Below are 19,495 nucleotides of genomic sequence, written 5' to 3'. Positions count from 1 at the left end.
AAGTAGGGAAAACATGATTAGAATGAAAACGAAAGCTTTTACAAGCGAACGGATATAAAGGAGAGGAACAAAATGGCGAAGTATACAATTGTAGATAAAGATACATGTATAGCTTGCGGAGCATGTGGCGCTGCAGCACCTGATATTTATGATTATGATGACGAAGGGATTGCCTTTGTTATTTTAGATGATAACACGGGAACTACACAAGTTCCAGACGAATTAGAAGAAGATATGCAGGACGCTTTTGAAGGATGTCCAACAGACTCTATTAAAGTTGCTGACGATTCTTTCGATGGCGATGCACTAAAATACGAATAAAAGCTGCGGAGCAAATCCGCAGCTTTTTTATTTGTGCTTTTTACAAACCGTCCGGACCTCTTACTTTTAAAAGCAAGGAATCTTCGGTAGTCAGTCTGTATGAAAGGCACGATTCGTTCTTATTTATGAAAATTGTACACGTTGTTTGTCTAACCATGTTTTCATTGTTTTAAATAACATGAATACTACGGCTGACAACAAAATGCCTTTGATTAAATTAAATGGTAAAATTCCAAGCACGATTGTATCTCTCATAGCAGATCCAGTTAGTGCTGGTGCATTTAAGAAGTACGTATACATTGGTAAAAATACAAAATAGTTAAGTACACTCATACCAATTGTCATCGCTAAAACGCCAGCTACTAATCCAATTAATAAACCTTTGCTACTAGAAATTTTACGATAGATGGCATAGACAGGAAGCATAAACAGAATGCTCGTTGCGAAATTCGCCATTTCACCCACTGGAACCCCAGTAGGACTTCCACTGAAAATCCAATACAACACATTTTTAAACAAAGCGACTAAAATCCCAGCGACTGGCCCCATTGTAATGGCCGCAATTAATGCAGGTACATCACTGAAATCCACTTTCAAAAATGGTGGTAAAGCAGGTAATGGGAAATTCAATAGCATCAATACAAATGAGATACTACTTAACATTCCGATTACGATCATCGATCGTAGTTTGTTGTTCTTCATGTAACTCTCTCCTTTTGCGATTCACTCCACAAGAAGAAAAGTTCGTTCGTTTTGTCCCATCAAAATACCCCTAAGCCGTTATCGCTTAAGGGAGTAGAAAGGCGCACTTAAATAGGCGTCTCGTTAAATGACAGAACGAAAAACGACCGCACCTTCACCTTCTCCCATCCAGACTATACTGTCGGCTTTGGAATCGCACCAAATCCTGCCTTACGGCTCGCGGGCTTAAGAAAATTATTTTCTATTACCGCCGATCGGGAATTTCACCCTGCCCCGAAGATGAATCAATATTTACTTACATAGACTACTATAAGAAAAAATAGACCATTTGTAAACTACTTGAGCCTACAAATGGTCTATTTTATTGTATGTTTTCATAATACATTTTGTTCGGTCCTATTGGCATTGGCATTGGTTTAGTAAAATCAAAGCCATTCCAATTCGATTGAACAACATTTTCAAACTGAATGGACTGTTGAAAACTTCCACCAGTTAACAAAATCCCTTCAATCAAATGCGTAGCTACTTTAGGATCCATTGCCTCTAAATCTAATGGTTCTTCAAACGTAATTCGCACCACTTTGTCTTCTTCTTGGATTTCATATTTAACGCCTCTTGGTATCACAGTTGTATATATATCATTTGGTTTAGATTTCATTGCTTCTAACGCTTCAGTAATAGTTTTAAAAGATTGACCAAAACTTGGGCTCAAATATTCTCGACCATCTGCAGAGGTAAATAAATAATAATTTTGCATTAATTTATCTTTTGTTAATGTCATAGGTTCTTTTGGTATGCCTTCCTGATCAAATTCGATAGTTGAACCGTCTTCGTTTTGAAAACGAATCTTTTTGTATTCATCGAAAGTATACTTTAATGAAGAACCGTAAACTACCATTGTTGCACTCGCTAAATCATAGTCGTGATTTTCAGGTAACACATGAATTAAGGAATCTTCCTCTGTTGTGAATTCACCTTTATAAGGATGATATTCAGAAAAACCCAGCGCTTCTTCATTAATAAGAGGTGCATACTGTTGGTACACTTCAAGCTGAGATGGCGTATCCTTTGCAAAATCATTTTGAATCATCTCATTTGGTATTAAAATTGTCACAGGTACACTATTTGCTTGGTCTCCTGCAAGGCCAATTTGAAATGGTGTATAATTTTGGACATCTTCTTCATAAACAGCTTTGCTGAATTCCATATCACTTGAACCCATCGCTATTACAGATTCTTCATTGGAATTGTCTAAAGTACTCATTTCATTACTTGTTTCAGCTTCTTCATTCATTTTCATCATGGTTGAGCTATCGTCTGCATTCGTTGAAGCACTTTCTTTGGCATCATGTTGAACTGCCATTTCATCATTTGATGAAGAGTTATTGATATAAGTTACTCCAAGTAATGTTAAGGTGATCATTGCTGCGACACCAACTGCTGGCGGTGCCCAATATTTACGCTTCTTCTTAGGAATTATAGATGTATCAATTTCTTGCTGTAATCTGTTGAAAACATCTTCTTTCGATCTTGAATCACTCGGTTTGGGCATTTGGCTAAGTAACTGTTCAATTTTTTGTTCATTCCAGTTATTCTGACTCATGTTGAACGACCTCCCCTCTTGCATGCCCAGTTAATTTATCACGTAATTTATGAATGGCTCTATGTTGTGTCGTTTTCACTTTACCTTCGGACCAACCCAGTATCTGGGCAGTTTCAGCAATAGATAAATCTTGGAAATACCTCATGATGACGACCATCTTTTGATCTCCCGTACATTCATCTAATGCTTGCAACAAATCCTTCATTTCATCATTCATGACCGCCAGTTCTTCAGGCAAAGGACCCATCGAAGGAAGTTCTTGAGTTTCCCAGTCAAAAAAATCAAACAAATGTTTTTTTCGAACAGCTGTTTTGCGGAAATGATCAATCGCTACATTTTTAGCAATTGAAAATAGCCATGTCTTTTCAGTACTTTTCCCTTCAAAGCGACTGTATGCCTTTAAAACTCTTACATAAACTTCATGCATTAAGTCTTCTGCGGTCTGTCTATTTTTCACCAAATAAATTAAAAACTGAAAAACGTCCTGGTGAAACTCATCATACAATCGATTGAAAACGGAGTCATTCATATACTCCCCCCGTTCATAATAGTAGTCGTGTAATGGGTGTGAAAAGTTACACGTTTTTTATCGGTAAATTAAATTCAAAAGTGGTTCCTACTTGCTCTTCGCTTGTCACCCAAATTGTCCCATCATGTGCTTCTACCATATTTTTCGCTATCGCTAAGCCTAACCCAGTTCCACCCTTACCTCGAGTACGTGATTTGTCAGCTTTGTAAAAGCGTTCAAATACAAAAGGTAAGTCTTCCTTTGGAATGCCAGACCCTGTATCTTGAACCGTAATTTTTACAAATGCATTCTCTTGTTCGACAAGAACGTTCACTTTTCCTTCTTGAGGTGTATGGCGAATGGCATTATCAATTAAGTTGGTTAACACCTGTTCAATTCTGTCTTCGTCTATTTCAACCTTCAGTTCATCTGATACAGTTGATTTAAATGTCAAATGTATCGATGATTCCTTAGCCGTTTGAGCAAATTTTTGTGTAATCCTTCTGATCACTGACTCAATAGACACATTTTCTTTATATAACCTCATACGTCCAGACTCCATACGCGCAAGATCTAATAAGTCTGTAACTAAGCGTCCCATACGTTGAGATTCTTCGTAAATGATTTTCATTATTTCGCGTTGTTCTTCTTCGGACGTAACCAAATCATCCACAATTGCTTCACTGTAACCTTGTAACATCGCAATTGGTGTTCTAAGTTCATGAGAAACATTGGCAATGAAATCTGATCTCAACTTATCCAGTTTATGCTGCTCAGTCATGTCACGCAAAACTGCTACTGCTCCACGAACAGAATCTCCGCTGTATAGCGGACTAATCGAAATAGCATAATAATTACCTTGCATTTCAAGTTCTTCATTAATTTCTTCTTCTAGGTGAAGAACATGATCTAACATATGATCCATTTCAACAGGGATTGGTTGCCCTTTTGTCGTACCAATTTGGAAAAACCATTTTTGTAATAGCTTCTCGGCTTGTGGGTTACTTAATAAAATCGTGTGATCACGATTAAAGGTAATCACAGCATCTGTCATCGAAGTTAATATACTCGACAGTTGTTCCTTTTCTTGATTAATTACTTCTAAATGATGTTTTAATTGTCTGCCCATCTGATTGAAAGCTGTTGCTAATTGCCCAATTTCATCATTTTGAAGTGATGGTAATTTGGTATCAAAATTACCTTTTGACAATTCAAATGCAGCTTCACGCATTTTTCGTAGTGGCGATGTAATACGGGTAGATAAGAAAAACGCAAAAAACGTCGTTAAAATAAATCCGATAAAGGCAGATAAAAATACGATGTTTGTCGTTTCTTTTGTTGTTTGGTGAATAACATCTAAGCTTTGGTAAATAAATACCGCGCCATGCAATTCATTTTCAACATTCAACGGGCTAGCCAAAACAATATATGATTCCATTTGATTTTCGTTCTTAATAGAAGGCAATATCATTTCTTTAATAATCGGTTCAGATGACTGAAACACTTTTGAAAGGTTTTGATCATTTATTAACGCTTGTTGAATCTTTTCCCCATTCAAACCTTCATGTAAGGTAAGTGAAATTTCTTCAGGTTCTTTTGCAATAATAGCATTTGTTTCAGGACCTAAAATTTCCGAAATAATCATTAGTGATGAGTTGACGGTTTCGTGTTCATCCACAATACTCGCAATGGTTGTGGCTTCTTGGCGTAAGGAGGCTTCAGCTTGCTCACTATGATAATTACCTAAAAATTCAAGGATTAAAATGGTGATGATAAACAATACAAAACAAACGAGAAGCAATATGGTAATCCATAGCTTCCCGACAACACTGTTCCATATTCTATTCATTGATAACCTCGAATTTATACCCTACGCCCCAAACAGTTACAATCATTTTTGCAGCTTTTTCAGAAACTCGATTTAACTTCTCACGCAAGCGTTTTACATGAGTATCTACTGTACGCAAGTCCCCAAAGAAATCATAATGCCAAACTTCCTTTAGAAGTTGCTCACGATCAAATACTTTATCAGGTGCTTTAGCTAGGAAATAAAGCAATTCGTATTCTTTCGGAGTCAAATTCACTTCAGTCCCATCAGCTGTCACTCTGTGTGCATCATGATCTATTGTTAAGTGTGGAAAGACCACTAAATCTTTTGATACTGATGTGTTTGATACAGGTGCAAATGAAACCGATCTTTTTAATACCGCTTTAACTCTTAATACGACTTCTCTAGGACTAAATGGTTTAACAATATAATCATCAGCGCCAAGTTCAAATCCTTGTACTCGATTTGCCTCTTCACCCTTAGCTGTTAATAAAAGAATCGGTGTCGCTTTATGTTCACGTAATTCAGCAATAACTTCCATACCATCTTTTTCTGGCATCATCACATCAAGAATAATGGCATGGTAATCTTTTTCTACTGCCTTTTCGAGTGCTTCTGCACCATTTTCAGCTTCATCTACTTCGTACCCTTCTCGTTCTAGATACATTTTTAATAATCGACGGATACGATCCTCATCATCTGCTACTAATATTGTTATATTCTCTGACATTAAAATTACTCCTTTCGTGCCTATCACTACCATATATTGTACAAGTTAGACTTCCAAAATGAAAGAAAAGCCTTCTCCACAGAAGGAAAAGGCTTGTAAATTAAGCGTACGAATGTAATCCTGCAATAATTAAATTAACGGCAATTAAGTTAAACATAATAATTATGAAACCAATTACTGCTAACCAAGCAGATTTTTCACCATGCCATCCTCGAGATAGTCGAAGATGTAAAAATGCTGCATAAAATAACCACGTGATAAGAGCCCAAACTTCTTTTGGATCCCAGCCCCAGAAACGAGACCAAGCTTCCTGCGCCCAAATCATAGCAAATATAAGAGCACCAAGAGTAAAGACAGGGAAACCAATTAATACTGCACGATAACCGATTTCATCCATTAAGCTCGAATTCGCTTTTTTCACTAACGGTTGAAGTAAAGCAGAAATTGACTTTCTAGCAATCAGTCTAATCAATCCATATAGGACTGTACCGAATAGGAACGCCCAAGTAACAGTCGATAACTTCTTCGCATTAATGATAGGAGGCATTTCCGCTAACGGCTCCATCTTATTGGAAGTCAATGCTTTATATTCATTCATCCCAAATAACGGAGGTGTGTTATACGTAATTTGACTGTCTTTTCCTTCTTTATCAACATACGAATAGGAAGCTTCGTAATCCATTACAGAAAAAGTAGTAGTAGAAGCTACGAAACCAAGCACTAATACGAGTGTAAACATAACCGCTTCTAACCAAAATCTTTGTTTCGTGCGTTTCGTAACATCGACATGTTTTAATAAATAAATTAATCCTGCAACAGCACTAATAGCTAGAATCGCTTCTCCAAGAGCTGCTGTTATTACATGCACGTATAACCAGTAACTCTTAAGAGCCGGAATTAACGGGTTTAATTCACGCGGGAACATACTTGCATATGCAATAATGATAACCGCAATTGGTAGCGCAAATAGTCCAAGCATAGGTGTTTTATAAATAAAGTAAATTAAAATAAAAGCACCAACCACCATCATGCCAAAAGCAGTCGTAAATTCAAATAAGTTACTAACCGGAGCATGTCCAGCTGCAATCCAACGAGTGATAAAGTAGCCTAAATTTGAAATGAATCCAAGTATCGTTACAAGAATCGCTAATTTACCCCAACGCATTTCAGAAGCACCAGATTCAGACTTCGATCCTTTTACAGCTCCACCAAATAGCAAAGTAGCGACGAGATAACATACAAAGGCAAAGAATAATAGATTTCCACTAATTTCTACGAGTGTCATGACGATGTTTCACCTTCCTTTTTATCAACTTCAGAATCTATATCTTGTTGATCGGTATATCTTGGTAAAAGTGCAGCCTCAGTAACTTGGTCCAATTCTTTTTTAATTGCAAACCAGTTTTTATTCGTATGAGCTGCAATGGCAATTTCACCATTTTTTGTTTCATGAATCCAAATTCGACGATGATTGAAATAAGCTCCTTGCACGACACCAATCATAAAGATTAAACCTCCAAGCCCTAAAATCCAAAGTGTTTTATCTTTACGAATCGTTAATCCAGAAACGTCACGCGTTTCAACATTTTTGAATGCTAGTTTGTATTCATTTTCACCAAGCGGTTCAACCGTTTGTTTAATGGCTACAAAGCTTGTCTCTCCTTCAGGTGTATCAGGAGTAATCATTTTAATTAAAAATGCTGGGTTGTTTGGCAAAGGAGATTTTGTTTGAGGCTCTCCATTTTCAAAACCACTAAAATCAGGATAATAACCCAATAGTTCTACAGAAGTACCTTCTCCTAAGTCATACTGATTTTCTGGATCGATTAAATCAATTGACACATCACCAAGCGATTCTTCTGTTTGTTTATTGATCAAGTTAAAATTCATTGTTTTAAGTTCGTCTAATCTGAAATCCATTTGATAAACTGCAAACCCATCAAATTTTAATGGCTGATTTACTTGAATAGATTCTTTTTTAACTTCTTTTAGATTTTTTGTGTCACCAGGTAAAGCATTCTCTGGATTTTTATACAACACAACATCGGTTTGATAATTAGAAGCAATCGTTCCAACTCGCTCAATTGCGTCGCCAAATACTTCATCCGTTTGGTCTTTATCATACGTTTCTAATGTGAATTCTTTGCTCTCAAGGTAGTACCCTCCAGTTTCAGGAATGGCACGTGTCTCTCCTTCTCGAATCCACATCGTTTCATCCACGTAGAATCCAGGAAGCGAACGAAGCATTACGGCACCTAAGAATATAATTAATCCCGCATGATTTACATATGGACCCCATCGAGAAAACCGCCCTTTTTCGGCAAGTAAAGCTCCATTTTCACGTTTGACATTGTATCGCAATGCTTTTAATTTCTCTTCACTTTTAACAAACGTTTCTTCGTTTAAATGATTTTCACCAACACCATAAAGACGTTGACGTTTCATAAAGCTTTCATGTCTTCTTGTTCTTTGTTTTTTCAAAGATTTATACAAAGGAATGACACGATCTAGACTTGCTACGATTAATGAAATACCAAGCATTCCAATTAACGTTTGGAACCACCAAGAACCATACAAATCTGAAAGACCTAGTTGGTAATAAAGCTTTCCAAACGTGCCATATACACGCTCATAATAAGCCGCAATATCACTTTCAGTTGTTGCCGGTACGTAAAGAACTTGAGGTAAAATCGTTCCTATAGCGGCTGCGACTAAAATAATCACGATAAGCCAGATACCCACTCTCACACTTGAGAAAAAGTTCCATATCTTATCGATTACTGTTTTATTGTAGGTTTGAGATCTTCTTGCAGAACCTTCATAACGCATATCTACCATTTTTTGGTTTTCAGCTTCTGCCGTAAGAGGTCTACCACAATTCCCACATAACACTGTTCCTTCTGGATTTTCATGCCCACAAGCACATTTAATGTTGTTCATATGATTGACTCCTTATTCAGGTTTAATCTGCTCCATAAAAGTAGCGATATCCTGTTCTGTCATTTCTCCAGTAATAATGCGTTCAATTTTACCTTCTGGGTTCACTAAAATAGTTGTAGGAAGAGGATCCACATTATATGTGTGCATGACACTTTTCGTACGATCTAAAACAACTGGGAAATCCAACCCATATTGATTAGCAAATTTTTGGACCTCGAAATTAGATTGCGCAATATTAATAGCAAGAATTTGAACACCTTGGTCTTTAAATTCTGCATATTGATTATTCATGGCTGGCATTTCTTTTGCACAAGGTTTACACCAAGTTCCCCAGAAATTCAAGAATACACCTTGTCCTTTATAATCAGATAAACGATGCTCATCACCATTTAAATCTTCTAAAGTAAAATCAGGTGCTTCATCTCCAACACCTAAAATTTGAGTTCTTTCTTTCGTTGCATTGGAATAAATCGTGTAGATAATAGCTGCAGCTAAAACTGTAAGAATGACAGTTCTTAAAATAAATCTTTTTTGTTTCGACTGTGTCACTTTGTTAACCTCCTACAAGACGTACGAATGTAAACTAATTATAACAAAGAAAAAATCGTACTTTGCCTATACATTTGAAGGGTTTGTGAACGTTTAGTCATTTAAATCAAGAGCCTATTTTCCCTGTTTCAGCTTGAACTCGAAGTAATTTCACTTCATGAGAAGTAAGCTCGCGAGATTCTCCTGCATTTAAGCCGTGCAGATTTAAAAAGGCAAAACGTTCTCTTTTTAGTTTTTGGACGGGGAAACCGATCGCATCAAACATACGACGCACTTGGCGGTTTTTCCCTTCATGTATTGTAATTTCAATGATAGCTTTGTTCGCTTTTTTATCGGAAGAAAGCATTTTAACTCGCGCAGGAGCTGTTTTGCCATCTTCTAATACGACACCACGTTCAAGTGGTCGCAATTGTTCTCTTGTTGGTATACCTTTAACACGAGCAACATACGTTTTATCAATTTTAAATTTCGGGTGTGTAAGCATATATGAAAAATCACCATCATTTGTCATCAAAAGAAGACCAGATGTTTCATAATCTAAACGACCAACCGGGAAGATTCTTTCAGGTACGAAAGGAAATAAATCCGAAACGGTTTTTCTTCCTTTATCATCCGTAACAGCTGAAATAATGCCTCTAGGCTTGTACAACAAATAATACACCTTTTGCTCTTTTTCCAACTTTACTCCTGCTACTTCGATGGTGTCTGATTCAGAAACCTTCGTTCCTAATTCTCTAACAACTTTCCCATTAACTTGTACTTTTCCTTCAAGTATTAATTGTTCTGCTTTTCGTCTAGATGCTACACCTGCGTGGGCTAGCATTTTTTGTAATCTTTCCATGGTTTCACCTCATTATAATTGCTTTCTAATTAAAAAAAGTATGTCACACTTTCAACCAAATTAAAAGAAGACCGCTTTTAGAAAAAGCAGTCTTCATCTACGATTCCGCTCAATATGCACTTGTTGTGAATAAACAGGTTTTCCATCTATTTGAACAGTCCATTGACCAGTTCGAATCCCATTGTGTGATCGATTTAATAAGACCACATGCTGTACCTGTTCTTTATCTTTAACAATCAAATGGATTGGCTTATTCAGCCGGACAACTAAATCACCTGGTAAGTCATATGCACCTTCTTGAACTAATTGTACCATATTATATTGTTTAAACGCTCGATCAGCTAGTTCTTGATGGGATTTCCAATCATTTGAATCATTCAGCGTCACAACAATAATTTCTTGCTCGTCTTTTTTAAAGTATGTAGCAAGCGTTCTTCCCGCTGCTTTTGTATATCCTGTCTTTCCTGAAATAGCTAAAGAATTTGAACGGACGAGTTTATGTTTGTTTTCCCAGTGTACACCTTCGCTTCGATAATAATCAGTGCTCATAATTTTTTTCAGTTCTTTATTCCCCATTGCATTTTTCAACATTAGAGCTGTATCAAAAGCCGTAGAGAGATGTTCTTCATGATGAAGACCAGATGGATTTCTAAAGACAGTTTGTTGAAGTCCAGCGATTCTTGCTTTTTCATTCATCAAATCCACAAAGCCTTCGACAGACCCGCCTACATGCTCAGCTAACGCTACAGCTGAATCATTTCCAGATCGAAGCATAAGACCGTATAACAATTTTTCAATTCGTTGATTATCGCCTGCTTTTAAATAAATGGAAGATCCCTCTTGCGTAGCTGCATTAGAAGAAATTTGGGCTTCCTCTTTCATATTCACTTCTTCTGCAGTGACATAAGCCGTCCAAATCTTGGTTAAACTCGCAATTGGCATTTGTTCATGAGCATTATTACCAAATAGCAATCGACCTGTATTCGCATCAATAACCGCATAAGAAGATCCATACGCTTCAGTATTCGGACTGACATAAAGGAACATAAGAACGACTAACAAAAAAATAGAGAAGATTTTTTTCAAGCATGAACACCTTTCGTTTTTTAATCTTGTTGATCTCCAAACGTTTCTTGAAACTTCGTCATAAATAAATCCGTTTGCCCATCATCTTCTGAGTCAACGACTTCATCTGGTAAAGGCGGTAGCTCTTGTAAGTTCATTAATCCAAATGCATTCAAGAATTCATTTGTCGTTCCATATAGAATTGCTCTACCCGTTCCTTCAGCTCGACCAACTTCATGAATCAAACCTTTGGCTACTAATGTATGTATCGGTCTTTCACTTTTAACACCTCTTAAATCTTCCACTTCAATTCTCGTAATCGGTTGTTTATAAGCAATGATTGCTAATGTTTCAAGTGAAGCTTGAGAGAGTGATTGATTTGTAGGATTTTCAACTAACTTTTGAATAATTTCAGCATTCTCTTTTTTAGATATTAACTGATAGGTTCCTGCTAACTCTTTTATCTCAATTCCTCGTACATCAGAACTAGCATAGTCGTTTTGAAGGGCTTTAATCGCTTCCATCAGATCCTTCGAATGTTCTTCAGTAATAATTTCTAATTGTTTAATTGTCAGTCCATCATCGCCTGTTACGAAAAGTAGACTCTCTATTTTACTCATCAACTGTTTCAAGAGATTCATCCTCCCACTTTTCAATCAATAGTTGTACGTCTAAATCTTCAAAGTTCTTTTGTTGGGAAACGGTAATATACTGTCGCTTCATTAACTCCAAAATGGATAAGAATGTTACGACCAACGTTGTTTTATCATGCACTGGAAAGAGGTCACTGAACGAACAACGGCCTCCCCTCGTTTTAAGTGTGTGAAAGACGGATTGCATTTGATCTTTCACGGAGAGTTCTTGTCGTGCAATCTTTGTTGTAAGTGGCGCTTTTAAAACATTTCTTCTCAGCATTTTTTGAAAAGCACCAAGCATATCATAGACATTCAATGAATCATCAAAAAAAGATAACTGAGATATTTGTTGAAGATCTGTCAAATCACTTGGAGGTCTTGTGAAATATTGTGCCCGAGTTTGCTCCAGTTCTTGAAAAGTTTCAGCAGCTTCTTTATATTTTCTATACTCGATTAGACGATTAACCAGCTCGTCACGCGGATCTTGCCCTTCCATTTGAAGGTCGAGATCGTCCACTTCTCCTTCATGGATTGGTAATAACATTTTACTTTTTATAGCTAAGAGTGATGCGGCCATGACCAAATATTCACTTGCTTCATTCAATTCCATTACCTGCATTGCACGTATGTGGTCCATATATTGAACTGTCAGTTCTGCCATTGGAATATCATAGATATCAATTTCCAAACGATGTATTAAATGCAATAATAAATCGAGAGGACCTTCAAACGCCTCTAATCTAACTTTGTAAGACACAGTCTCTCCCCCTAGCAATATATAATCAAACTTTAGTATAGAGGAATGGTGAAAAGAATGCATCCGTTGTTTCATCCACTTTTTTTGCAATTTATTCTTTATTTCAATGAACAACAAGATTATTTTGAATGTCATGAAGTACTAGAGGAGTATTGGAAAAGTGTTTCACCTAATGATAAGTCACATGCTTTAACTGCGTGGATCTTACTTTCAACAGGAATGTACCATTGGAGAAGGAATAACAGAGCGGGCGCAAAACGGTCTTTAGAAAATGCACAAAAACGATTTTCATTGGATCTATATAGTGAATATTATAGTGGAATAGATATGGCAGAAATGCATTTGAACTTAGAAAATTCTATTGCCCTCATTAATCAATCAAAAGAGTTTAAACCGTTCACCCTTTCAATCCTTTCCGATGAGTTAAATCAACGAATTCAAAAACAACAGATGCCGTTAGCTTTAATTGGTGAAGAACTTATACACAAACATATGCGAAGAGACCGCAGTGAAATACTAAAAGCTAGAGAAGAAAAAAAGAAGGGTTGTTCCAAAAGTCATGAAAAGTGACTTTAGGGGCAACCCTTTTCTATTTAAGAAATGGAGGATTTTCTTTGCGGTGGACGCTTTCCGGGGACGTGGCCAACAGGATGTTGGTTTCAAAGACGTTGCCACACGATGTGGCGTTCTTAGTCTTTGATCCTCTAATCCGTGCCAGGGTCTTCAGCTCGTGCTGTTCCCCCCTGGAGTCGCCACCTCCATTCCAATCATGGATCATAAAAAAATTTTCATTAACAACTATATATGTACATCAAAAATTATCATTGGCATATCCCTGATTTTATTCTATTTAATAAATTGCTTTTTCTAGTTGACACTAGACTAAAGTGGATACTTATCAAAACTTCTGTTTTTGGTTCAGAATCGCTTTGCTTACTTCCAAATATGTAATTCCTTTAAAACTGAAATCATTGCATTAAAAAAGGAACCATCACTCAGTCACTAAAGACTTAGCAGATAGTTCCTTCTTTTTAGTTCATGCATTTATCAATGAAAGGCTTGGTAATTTCAGTAGAAGTTACGACTGTACAAGGTAAAAATTGTTGAACACTGTTCACCATTGCTTTGCCTATACCATCTCCACGATGTGACGGATTAACCGTAATGTGCTGAATCACACAAACGTCTTCAACAGACTCCACACCTATTAAGCCAACAAAGTCTTCTTCTTTTTTCCACATGAATAAATGCCAATTCGGATTTGTCTCATATAATTGCATGGAAACCTGCAATTTTTTCAAAGCTTTTTCCTCTGGCATAAACGATAAAAGACCCATCGCTATTTTTTCACATGTTTTTTTATAACGTACTAGCATATTTGATATCCCTCATTTTTGATCCCTTTAAGCACCATGACAATCCTACATGATAAAGAAAAGAATTTCAACTTAAGTTCCATTGATTAGCGATTTGGAGCAATGAAAACCCAATATATAATACCCCATATTATCGCGATTAAACCTATAAATATGAACAACATGACATTTTGTTTTTTCATTTTACACCACCAATTGAGTCATCGTATAAAGAAACATCTAAACGTATCAAATCTTCTAATGATTCCCTTTTAATGACTAAACGATGGTTTCCATTTTCAACAAAAACAACAGCTGGTTTAGCAAGACGATTGTAGTTACTTGCCATAGAATAGCCGTATGCACCGGTGCAAAAAACAGCTAAATAATCACCTGCATTCGCTTTAGGAAGATTAATTTCTTCAATTAATTTGTCACCAGATTCACAGCATTTCCCTGCAATCGTATAAGTTGTATCGGCGGTTGAAAGCATATTATTGGCAATCGCAGCATCATATTTAGCTTGATAAAGAGCCGGTCGAATATTGTCTGACATTCCTCCGTCTACAGCTAAATAGGTACGGGTTGATGGAATCTCTTTTTGAGAACCTATTGTATACAACGTAGTTCCAGCGTCACCAACTAACGAACGACCTGGTTCAATCCAAATCTCAGGCATCGGATAATCGACTTTATTTAACTCATCTCTGATCGTTTTAATCATATCTTCAACATATACCGATGGCTCTAGCGGATCATCTTCTTCGGTATAACGAATTCCAAATCCTCCACCTAAGTTAAGAACCTCACATATAAAATCATCTTTTTGATGCCAATCCTTCATTTTATTCATCAGTTTTTTAGCGGCTAATGAAAAAGCAACGGTATCAAAAATTTGAGAACCTATATGACAGTGCATACCTAATAGATGAATTGATGAATGGTCTTTTACTGATTGAAAAGCTTGATCAGCTTGTCCATTCATTAAGTCAAATCCGAATTTCGAATCTGCTTGACCTGTCGTAATATAGTCATGTGTATGGGCTTCAATTCCAGGAGTAACACGTAGTAAAATTCGTACCTCTACGTTTTGCTCACTTGCGATTGCTTTTAAACGATCGATTTCATGGAAATTGTCTACAACAATACATCCAATTTTGGAAGTGATGGCAAACATAATTTCTTCATCACTTTTGTTATTTCCATGAAAATGAATTCGTTCAACCGGGAAACCAGCACGGATTGCCGTAAATAGTTCTCCACCTGAAACCACATCTAAAGATAGTTTTTCTTCAGCTGCAAGTTGGTACATTGCAATACTTGAAAAAGCTTTACTAGCATATGCAACTTCTGCTTTTACGTTTTCTTTTTTAAAAGTTTGAATAAAAGCTCTTGCTCTTTGTCGAATTAAAGAAGTGTCATAGACAAATAACGGAGTACCATAAATTTTAGCTAGTTCAACAGTGTCAACCTGTCCAATTTGTAATACGCCTAAATCATTAATTGATTGCGTTCCATATAAATGCATCTTCATCTCTCCTGGTGATTTTTCAATATATGAACCTTACCATAGGAAAAGACTTAGATGCAATGTATGGACTATGATCTTTTACGATTAGGAGACTGAACAATAAATGGCCTTAATGCACCTGAAGATATCGGAAACCTCACTAATATTCGGCTAAATGCTTTCGGGAAAAACGGGACGAGGGGCCATAAATATGGGACGCCCATAGGTTTTAAAGAAGAAAAATACATAAATAATAGGAGTAACCCTACAAAGTAACCTACTCCTCCAAATATAGCTGTAATTACTAACAACATATTTCTAAAAATCTTCGTTGCAACACTGAGCTCATATGAAGGAATAGCAAAAGTGAAGATTGCAGCAATTGCTGTGTAAAGAACAACTTCAGGTATGAACAAGCCGACATCAATGGCAATTTGACCAATTATAATAGCGGCAACTAATCCCATAGCGGTAGACAAGGGCGTCGGTGTGTGAATGGCTGCTAACCTTAAAAACTCTAACCCAAGATCCGCAAAAACTAATTGTAAAAATAGAGGGACTTCTGCCATTTCTTTTGGACCAATAAATGAAAGGAAATCGGGTAAGTGTTCCTTCTCTTTTACGAGTAAATACCAAAATGGTAAAAACGTTAAACTCATCCAAAAGCCTGCCATTCTCGATAAACGAACAAACGTTCCAATCAATGGTGCTTGTCTATATTCTTCTGCATGTTGTAAATGATGAAAAATGGTTGTGGGTACAAGTATGACTGAAGGAGAAGTATCGACGATTATGGCAATATGCCCTTCCAGCAAATGAGCAGCGCAAGTATCTGCCCGCTCCGTATATCTCACAAAAGGAACCGGATGGAATTTTTGTTTAAAAAGCCACTCCTCTAATGATTTATCAGTCATTGTCATGCCATCGTGTTGAATTTCTTTTAAGCGTTTTCTTAAGAAATTTATATGCTCTTTACTTGCTAGTCCTTTAATATACCCAATAGCAATATCTGTTTGACCCCTTGTCGAAATTTTCGTTAGCTCAAATCTTAAGGAAACATCACGAATTCTTCTTCGAATCAGAGCTGTATTTTGCAGTATATTCTCAGTAAATCCATCCCTTGCTCCTCTAATGACTTTTTCATTATCCGGTTCTTCAGGCTGTCTTCCAGGATAGGATCGAACATCTACTGTAAAGACGAACCCCTGTGAGGTTACAATTCCTAATTGACCACTTAATATTGCCGAAACCCAGGCATCCTTAGAGTCGTAAATTGTTACCGAGTGGTAGGGAAAACAAGTGTTCATAGCTTCAAACTCGTTTAACTCATGCTTTCTTCTTAATTGATTCGCTGTAGGCTGTGTCAATGTCAATAATTGAGTTAACATACTGCTATCGATTAAGCCGTTCATATAAATCAAGAGAGTGGGCATGGACCAAATATGCATGTCCTTAATGCCCACATCAAAGCTTTCACCATCACCAAATTGGTCTTTTATAAAATTTTTAGCTGCTTCGATATTTGTAAATAGAGACTGTTTTATCGGAATTCATCCTTTGCAGTTGTCTGTTTTGGTAACAACCAACTCTTAAGCTGTGTCAGTATTTTCTTTTCTAATCTTGACACTTGAACTTGTGAGATTCCCAACCTTTCTGCAATATCACTTTGTGTACAATCTAAGTAATAACGCAAGTAAATGATCATTTGTTCGCGTTTGCCTAACTTTGAAATAATATCCCTAAGAGGTATATGGTCAAATGACCGCTCTGACCTTTCATCTCTTACTTGGTCCATCAAAGTTAAAGCATCGCCTTCACTTTCAAATAATTGCTCGTGCAACGAGGCTGGATCTCTTAAAGCATCCGAAGCTAAAACGATTTCATCCATTGTTACTTCTAACTTTTCAGCAAGCTCAGTTAATGTAGGTTGTCTTTCATGCTGTCTAATGAAATCATCTGTAGCATGACGTATTTTAAAACTCAGTTCACGAATGGAGCGGCTTACTTTAACCATTCCATCATCTCTTAAAAATCTTTGTATTTCTCCAATAATCATTGGAACTGCATACGTTGAAAACTTCACTTCATACGATAAATCGAACTTATCTACAGATTTCATTAATCCGATACATCCAATTTGAAACAAATCTTCTAAATCGGCTCCCCGCGAAGCAAATCGTTGCACAATTGACCAAACAAGGCGCGTATTGCCTTCAACCATTGTTTGTCTAGCTAACTTGTCTCCTTGTTGTGATGCATAAATAAGTTCTCTCATTTTCTCCTGTGTCAACAACACGGGTTGTTGTTCAATCGGGGCTGTCATCGTTCACCCATCGTGATTTTAGAGTGAATGGGTGAAAAATCTTTTGAAAAGGTAATCGCAGTTCCTTTCTGAGGTTCTGACCATACCGATAAGTGGTCTGAAAAACTTTCCATAATGGTGAAGCCCATTCCTGAACGTTCTCTTTCAGGCTTAGTCGTGAACAAAGGTTCCATGGCTTGTTCTAAATCGGAGATTCCACGACCTTCATCACTGATTGTCATGGTGATTTTTCTTCCATCTCTTTTCGCTCGAATCGTCACGATTCCTTGAGCGTCCTCTTCGTACCCATGAATGATTGCGTTTGTAACCGCTTCTGAGACGATTGTTTTAAACTCAGCAAGCTCATCAATCGTAGGGTCTAAAGATGCGATAAAGCTGGTCATAACCATTCGCGCTAAACCCTCATTTTCACTAATGGCAATAAACGATAGCGTCATTTCATTGTCCATTTAAAATCCCCCCTAACGCATCAATTGTTTCTTGTTCTGTTGTTTCCCACACATATGACCCTAAACCAGAATATTGAAAGATTTTTTTCATAGTTTCAGATGGATGCAAAATAACCGTTTGACCATTGGAAGGTACAAAATCTCTCATTCTTCCTAAAATTAAACCAATCCCTGAACTGTCCATGAAATGTAACTCTTGTAAATTCCAAATAATTGCCCTTAACTTACCTCTGTATAAAGATTGTGATATTTCTTCACGAATTAGTTGTGTCGCATGATGATCCAATTCACCTCGTAACCGGATAATGGCGATGCCGTCTTCGACAAATAACAGTTGATGTTTCATTTCTCATCCTCCTTTCGGTGTTTATTCGAGGTGATTAATCGTTATTCCTTCGCGTTGACAAATAAAGTAAAAACTTCTTATTTATCGACAATTCCTGCACATTGCCACCACTCCTAGTATGGAAAATCTTTCTTACATTTAAACAACCAAGATAAAAAAAGACCTTCTTTTTTTAAAAAAGAAGATCTGAACCTGCATAAAAATAAAACGATCGATTTCCATATCAACGGATGCTTTCCGCGAAGGCCAACACTGAGTGACCCTTCACCAACAGATACACCTCCTGCCTAGCGAAGCGAGTAGGGCTAATTTGGGCTGCACACTCTGCTTTCGCAGCCTTTGCTGTTGGATCGCCTTTCTCCCGAGATCGTGCTACCTCAACAATTACAACTGAGATGGCGATTCTTCTAACCAAGAATGCCTATTTTCTAACTGAGAACCCCATAATTCTAACTGAGATCACCAAATCTTTAACTGAGCGACTATTCACCAACAGAAACCTCTGCCAAGCGGAGCGGGCAGGGCTAATTGGGGCTGCATGCATAGCTTTCGCAGCCTTTACTTTTGGTTAGCCTTTCTTCTGAGATCTAGTTACCACAACAATTACAACTGAGATGGGGATTTTTCTAACCAAGAATGCCTTTTTTCTAACTGAGAACCCCATAATTCTAACCGAGATCGCCCAATCTTTAACTGAGCGACCATTCACTAACAGAAACACCTGCTAAGCGGAGCGAACAGGGCTAATTGGGGCTGCACGCAAAGCTTTCGCAGCCTTTACTGTTGGATCGCCTTTCTTCTGAGATCGTGCTACCTCAACAATTACAACTGAGATGGCGATTCTTCTAACCAAGAATGCCTATTTTCTAACTGAGAACCCCATAATTCTAACTGAGATCACCAAATCTTTAACTGAGCGACTATTCACCAACAGAAACCTCTGCCAAGCGGAGCGGGCAGGGCTAATTGGGGCTGCATGCATAGCTTTCGCAGCCTTTACTGTTGGATCGCCTTCGTAAAGGGTGTCATTTCA

The 19,495-nt window shown here is 37.2% G+C and carries 20 protein-coding genes and 1 riboswitch; of the genes, 2 read left to right on the top strand and 18 right to left on the bottom strand.

The genetic code is table 11. From position 1 onward, the window contains the following. Positions 1–72 precede the first annotated feature (72 nt). Positions 73–321, top strand: a complete 249-nt coding sequence (locus ACHUE4_RS01485; protein ID WP_394187503.1) for a ferredoxin — start codon at positions 73–75, stop codon at positions 319–321. Positions 322–444: 123 nt separating this feature from the next. On the opposite strand, the gene ACHUE4_RS01480 is transcribed toward ACHUE4_RS01485, so the two are convergent. The 12 genes from ACHUE4_RS01480 to ACHUE4_RS01425 all read right to left on the bottom strand — a co-directional run bounded on the left by ACHUE4_RS01480 (position 445) and on the right by ACHUE4_RS01425 (position 12,479). Beyond that, positions 445–1,023 carry an ECF transporter S component gene (locus tag ACHUE4_RS01480; protein WP_394187502.1) on the bottom strand — a complete coding sequence of 193 codons (579 nt, stop codon included), beginning with the start codon at positions 1,021–1,023 and terminating at the stop codon, positions 445–447. Positions 1,024–1,175: 152 nt separating this feature from the next. Then, positions 1,176–1,308, bottom strand: a riboswitch (FMN riboswitch). A gap of 76 nt (positions 1,309–1,384) precedes the next feature. After that, positions 1,385–2,626 carry a hypothetical protein gene (locus tag ACHUE4_RS01475; RefSeq protein ID WP_394187501.1) on the bottom strand — a complete coding sequence of 414 codons (1,242 nt, stop codon included), beginning with the start codon at positions 2,624–2,626 and terminating at the stop codon, positions 1,385–1,387. Further along, positions 2,613–3,155, bottom strand: a complete 543-nt coding sequence (gene sigX / locus ACHUE4_RS01470) for an RNA polymerase sigma factor SigX (protein ID WP_394187500.1) — start codon at positions 3,153–3,155, stop codon at positions 2,613–2,615. The genes ACHUE4_RS01475 and sigX overlap by 14 nt, the downstream gene beginning before the upstream one ends. 46 nt (positions 3,156–3,201) lie before the next feature. Then, the gene (locus tag ACHUE4_RS01465) at positions 3,202–4,983 is read right to left on the bottom strand and encodes an ATP-binding protein (protein ID WP_394187499.1); all 1,782 of its coding nucleotides are present in this window, start codon (positions 4,981–4,983) and stop codon (positions 3,202–3,204) included. After that, positions 4,976–5,692 (bottom strand): response regulator transcription factor, encoded by a 717-nt coding sequence (locus ACHUE4_RS01460; RefSeq protein ID WP_394187498.1) that lies wholly within the window; start codon positions 5,690–5,692, stop codon positions 4,976–4,978. Before ACHUE4_RS01460 ends, ACHUE4_RS01465 begins: the two co-directional genes overlap by 8 nt. A 100-nt stretch (positions 5,693–5,792) precedes the next feature. Next, complete coding sequence (ccsB, locus tag ACHUE4_RS01455) at positions 5,793–6,977, bottom strand: c-type cytochrome biogenesis protein CcsB (protein WP_394187497.1); 1,185 nt, start codon at positions 6,975–6,977, stop codon at positions 5,793–5,795. Continuing rightward, complete coding sequence (gene resB / locus ACHUE4_RS01450; protein WP_394187496.1) at positions 6,974–8,632, bottom strand: cytochrome c biogenesis protein ResB; 1,659 nt, start codon at positions 8,630–8,632, stop codon at positions 6,974–6,976. Before resB ends, ccsB begins: the two co-directional genes overlap by 4 nt. 12 nt (positions 8,633–8,644) lie before the next feature. After that, a complete protein-coding gene (resA, locus tag ACHUE4_RS01445; RefSeq protein WP_394187495.1) occupies positions 8,645–9,181 on the bottom strand; it encodes a thiol-disulfide oxidoreductase ResA in 537 nt (178 codons plus the stop codon). Between the two features lie 106 nt (positions 9,182–9,287). After that, positions 9,288–10,022, bottom strand: a complete 735-nt coding sequence (locus tag ACHUE4_RS01440; RefSeq protein WP_394187494.1) for a pseudouridine synthase — start codon at positions 10,020–10,022, stop codon at positions 9,288–9,290. A 93-nt stretch (positions 10,023–10,115) separates the two neighbouring features. Then, positions 10,116–11,108: a D-alanyl-D-alanine carboxypeptidase family protein gene (locus ACHUE4_RS01435; protein WP_394187493.1), complete on the bottom strand. Its 993-nt coding sequence runs from the start codon at positions 11,106–11,108 to the stop codon at positions 10,116–10,118. Between the two features lie 20 nt (positions 11,109–11,128). Then, positions 11,129–11,728 (bottom strand): SMC-Scp complex subunit ScpB, encoded by a 600-nt coding sequence (gene scpB / locus ACHUE4_RS01430; RefSeq protein ID WP_394187492.1) that lies wholly within the window; start codon positions 11,726–11,728, stop codon positions 11,129–11,131. Continuing rightward, complete coding sequence (locus ACHUE4_RS01425) at positions 11,700–12,479, bottom strand: segregation/condensation protein A (protein ID WP_394187491.1); 780 nt, start codon at positions 12,477–12,479, stop codon at positions 11,700–11,702. Before ACHUE4_RS01425 ends, scpB begins: the two co-directional genes overlap by 29 nt. A 45-nt stretch (positions 12,480–12,524) precedes the next feature. On the opposite strand from ACHUE4_RS01425, the gene ACHUE4_RS01420 reads away from it, so the two are divergent. Further along, positions 12,525–13,049, top strand: coding sequence for a DUF309 domain-containing protein (locus ACHUE4_RS01420; RefSeq protein WP_394187490.1), 525 nt, complete (start codon positions 12,525–12,527; stop codon positions 13,047–13,049). 461 nt (positions 13,050–13,510) lie between these two features. On the opposite strand, the gene ACHUE4_RS01415 is transcribed toward ACHUE4_RS01420, so the two are convergent. The 6 genes from ACHUE4_RS01415 to ACHUE4_RS01390 form a co-directional block, all read right to left on the bottom strand. Then, the gene (locus ACHUE4_RS01415; RefSeq protein ID WP_394187489.1) at positions 13,511–13,855 is read right to left on the bottom strand and encodes a GNAT family N-acetyltransferase; all 345 of its coding nucleotides are present in this window, start codon (positions 13,853–13,855) and stop codon (positions 13,511–13,513) included. A 178-nt stretch (positions 13,856–14,033) separates the two neighbouring features. Then, positions 14,034–15,362 carry a diaminopimelate decarboxylase gene (lysA, locus tag ACHUE4_RS01410; protein WP_394187488.1) on the bottom strand — a complete coding sequence of 443 codons (1,329 nt, stop codon included), beginning with the start codon at positions 15,360–15,362 and terminating at the stop codon, positions 14,034–14,036. A gap of 71 nt (positions 15,363–15,433) precedes the next feature. Beyond that, positions 15,434–16,888, bottom strand: a complete 1,455-nt coding sequence (locus ACHUE4_RS01405) for a spore germination protein (protein WP_394187556.1) — start codon at positions 16,886–16,888, stop codon at positions 15,434–15,436. Next, a complete protein-coding gene (locus ACHUE4_RS01400; RefSeq protein WP_394187487.1) occupies positions 16,885–17,667 on the bottom strand; it encodes a SigF/SigG family RNA polymerase sporulation sigma factor in 783 nt (260 codons plus the stop codon). Before ACHUE4_RS01400 ends, ACHUE4_RS01405 begins: the two co-directional genes overlap by 4 nt. Continuing rightward, positions 17,664–18,116, bottom strand: coding sequence for an anti-sigma F factor (gene spoIIAB, locus ACHUE4_RS01395; RefSeq protein ID WP_394187486.1), 453 nt, complete (start codon positions 18,114–18,116; stop codon positions 17,664–17,666). The genes ACHUE4_RS01400 and spoIIAB overlap by 4 nt, the downstream gene beginning before the upstream one ends. Beyond that, positions 18,106–18,462, bottom strand: coding sequence for an STAS domain-containing protein (locus tag ACHUE4_RS01390; RefSeq protein WP_394187485.1), 357 nt, complete (start codon positions 18,460–18,462; stop codon positions 18,106–18,108). Before ACHUE4_RS01390 ends, spoIIAB begins: the two co-directional genes overlap by 11 nt. Between the last annotated feature and the right edge of the window lie 1,033 nt (positions 18,463–19,495).

The sequence above is a fragment of the Paenisporosarcina quisquiliarum genome, from assembly GCF_043641925.1.
GTDB lineage: Bacteria > Bacillota > Bacilli > Bacillales_A > Planococcaceae > Paenisporosarcina > Paenisporosarcina quisquiliarum_A.
This window is presented reverse-complemented; position numbering and strand designations above follow the sequence as displayed.

Coding starts and splice junctions, on each gene's coding strand:
- ACHUE4_RS01485 (WP_394187503.1), top strand. CDS start 73: ATGGCGAAGTATACAATTGTAGATAAAGATACATGTATAGCTTGCGGA.
- ACHUE4_RS01480 (WP_394187502.1), bottom strand. CDS start 1,023: ATGAAGAACAACAAACTACGATCGATGATCGTAATCGGAATGTTAAGT.
- ACHUE4_RS01475 (WP_394187501.1), bottom strand. CDS start 2,626: ATGAGTCAGAATAACTGGAATGAACAAAAAATTGAACAGTTACTTAGC.
- sigX (WP_394187500.1), bottom strand. CDS start 3,155: ATGAATGACTCCGTTTTCAATCGATTGTATGATGAGTTTCACCAGGAC.
- ACHUE4_RS01465 (WP_394187499.1), bottom strand. CDS start 4,983: ATGAATAGAATATGGAACAGTGTTGTCGGGAAGCTATGGATTACCATA.
- ACHUE4_RS01460 (WP_394187498.1), bottom strand. CDS start 5,692: ATGTCAGAGAATATAACAATATTAGTAGCAGATGATGAGGATCGTATC.
- ccsB (WP_394187497.1), bottom strand. CDS start 6,977: ATGACACTCGTAGAAATTAGTGGAAATCTATTATTCTTTGCCTTTGTA.
- resB (WP_394187496.1), bottom strand. CDS start 8,632: ATGAACAACATTAAATGTGCTTGTGGGCATGAAAATCCAGAAGGAACA.
- ACHUE4_RS01440 (WP_394187494.1), bottom strand. CDS start 10,022: ATGGAAAGATTACAAAAAATGCTAGCCCACGCAGGTGTAGCATCTAGA.
- scpB (WP_394187492.1), bottom strand. CDS start 11,728: ATGAATCTCTTGAAACAGTTGATGAGTAAAATAGAGAGTCTACTTTTC.
- ACHUE4_RS01420 (WP_394187490.1), top strand. CDS start 12,525: ATGGTGAAAAGAATGCATCCGTTGTTTCATCCACTTTTTTTGCAATTT.
- ACHUE4_RS01415 (WP_394187489.1), bottom strand. CDS start 13,855: ATGCTAGTACGTTATAAAAAAACATGTGAAAAAATAGCGATGGGTCTT.
- lysA (WP_394187488.1), bottom strand. CDS start 15,362: ATGCATTTATATGGAACGCAATCAATTAATGATTTAGGCGTATTACAA.
- ACHUE4_RS01400 (WP_394187487.1), bottom strand. CDS start 17,667: ATGACAGCCCCGATTGAACAACAACCCGTGTTGTTGACACAGGAGAAA.
- spoIIAB (WP_394187486.1), bottom strand. CDS start 18,116: ATGGACAATGAAATGACGCTATCGTTTATTGCCATTAGTGAAAATGAG.
- ACHUE4_RS01390 (WP_394187485.1), bottom strand. CDS start 18,462: ATGAAACATCAACTGTTATTTGTCGAAGACGGCATCGCCATTATCCGG.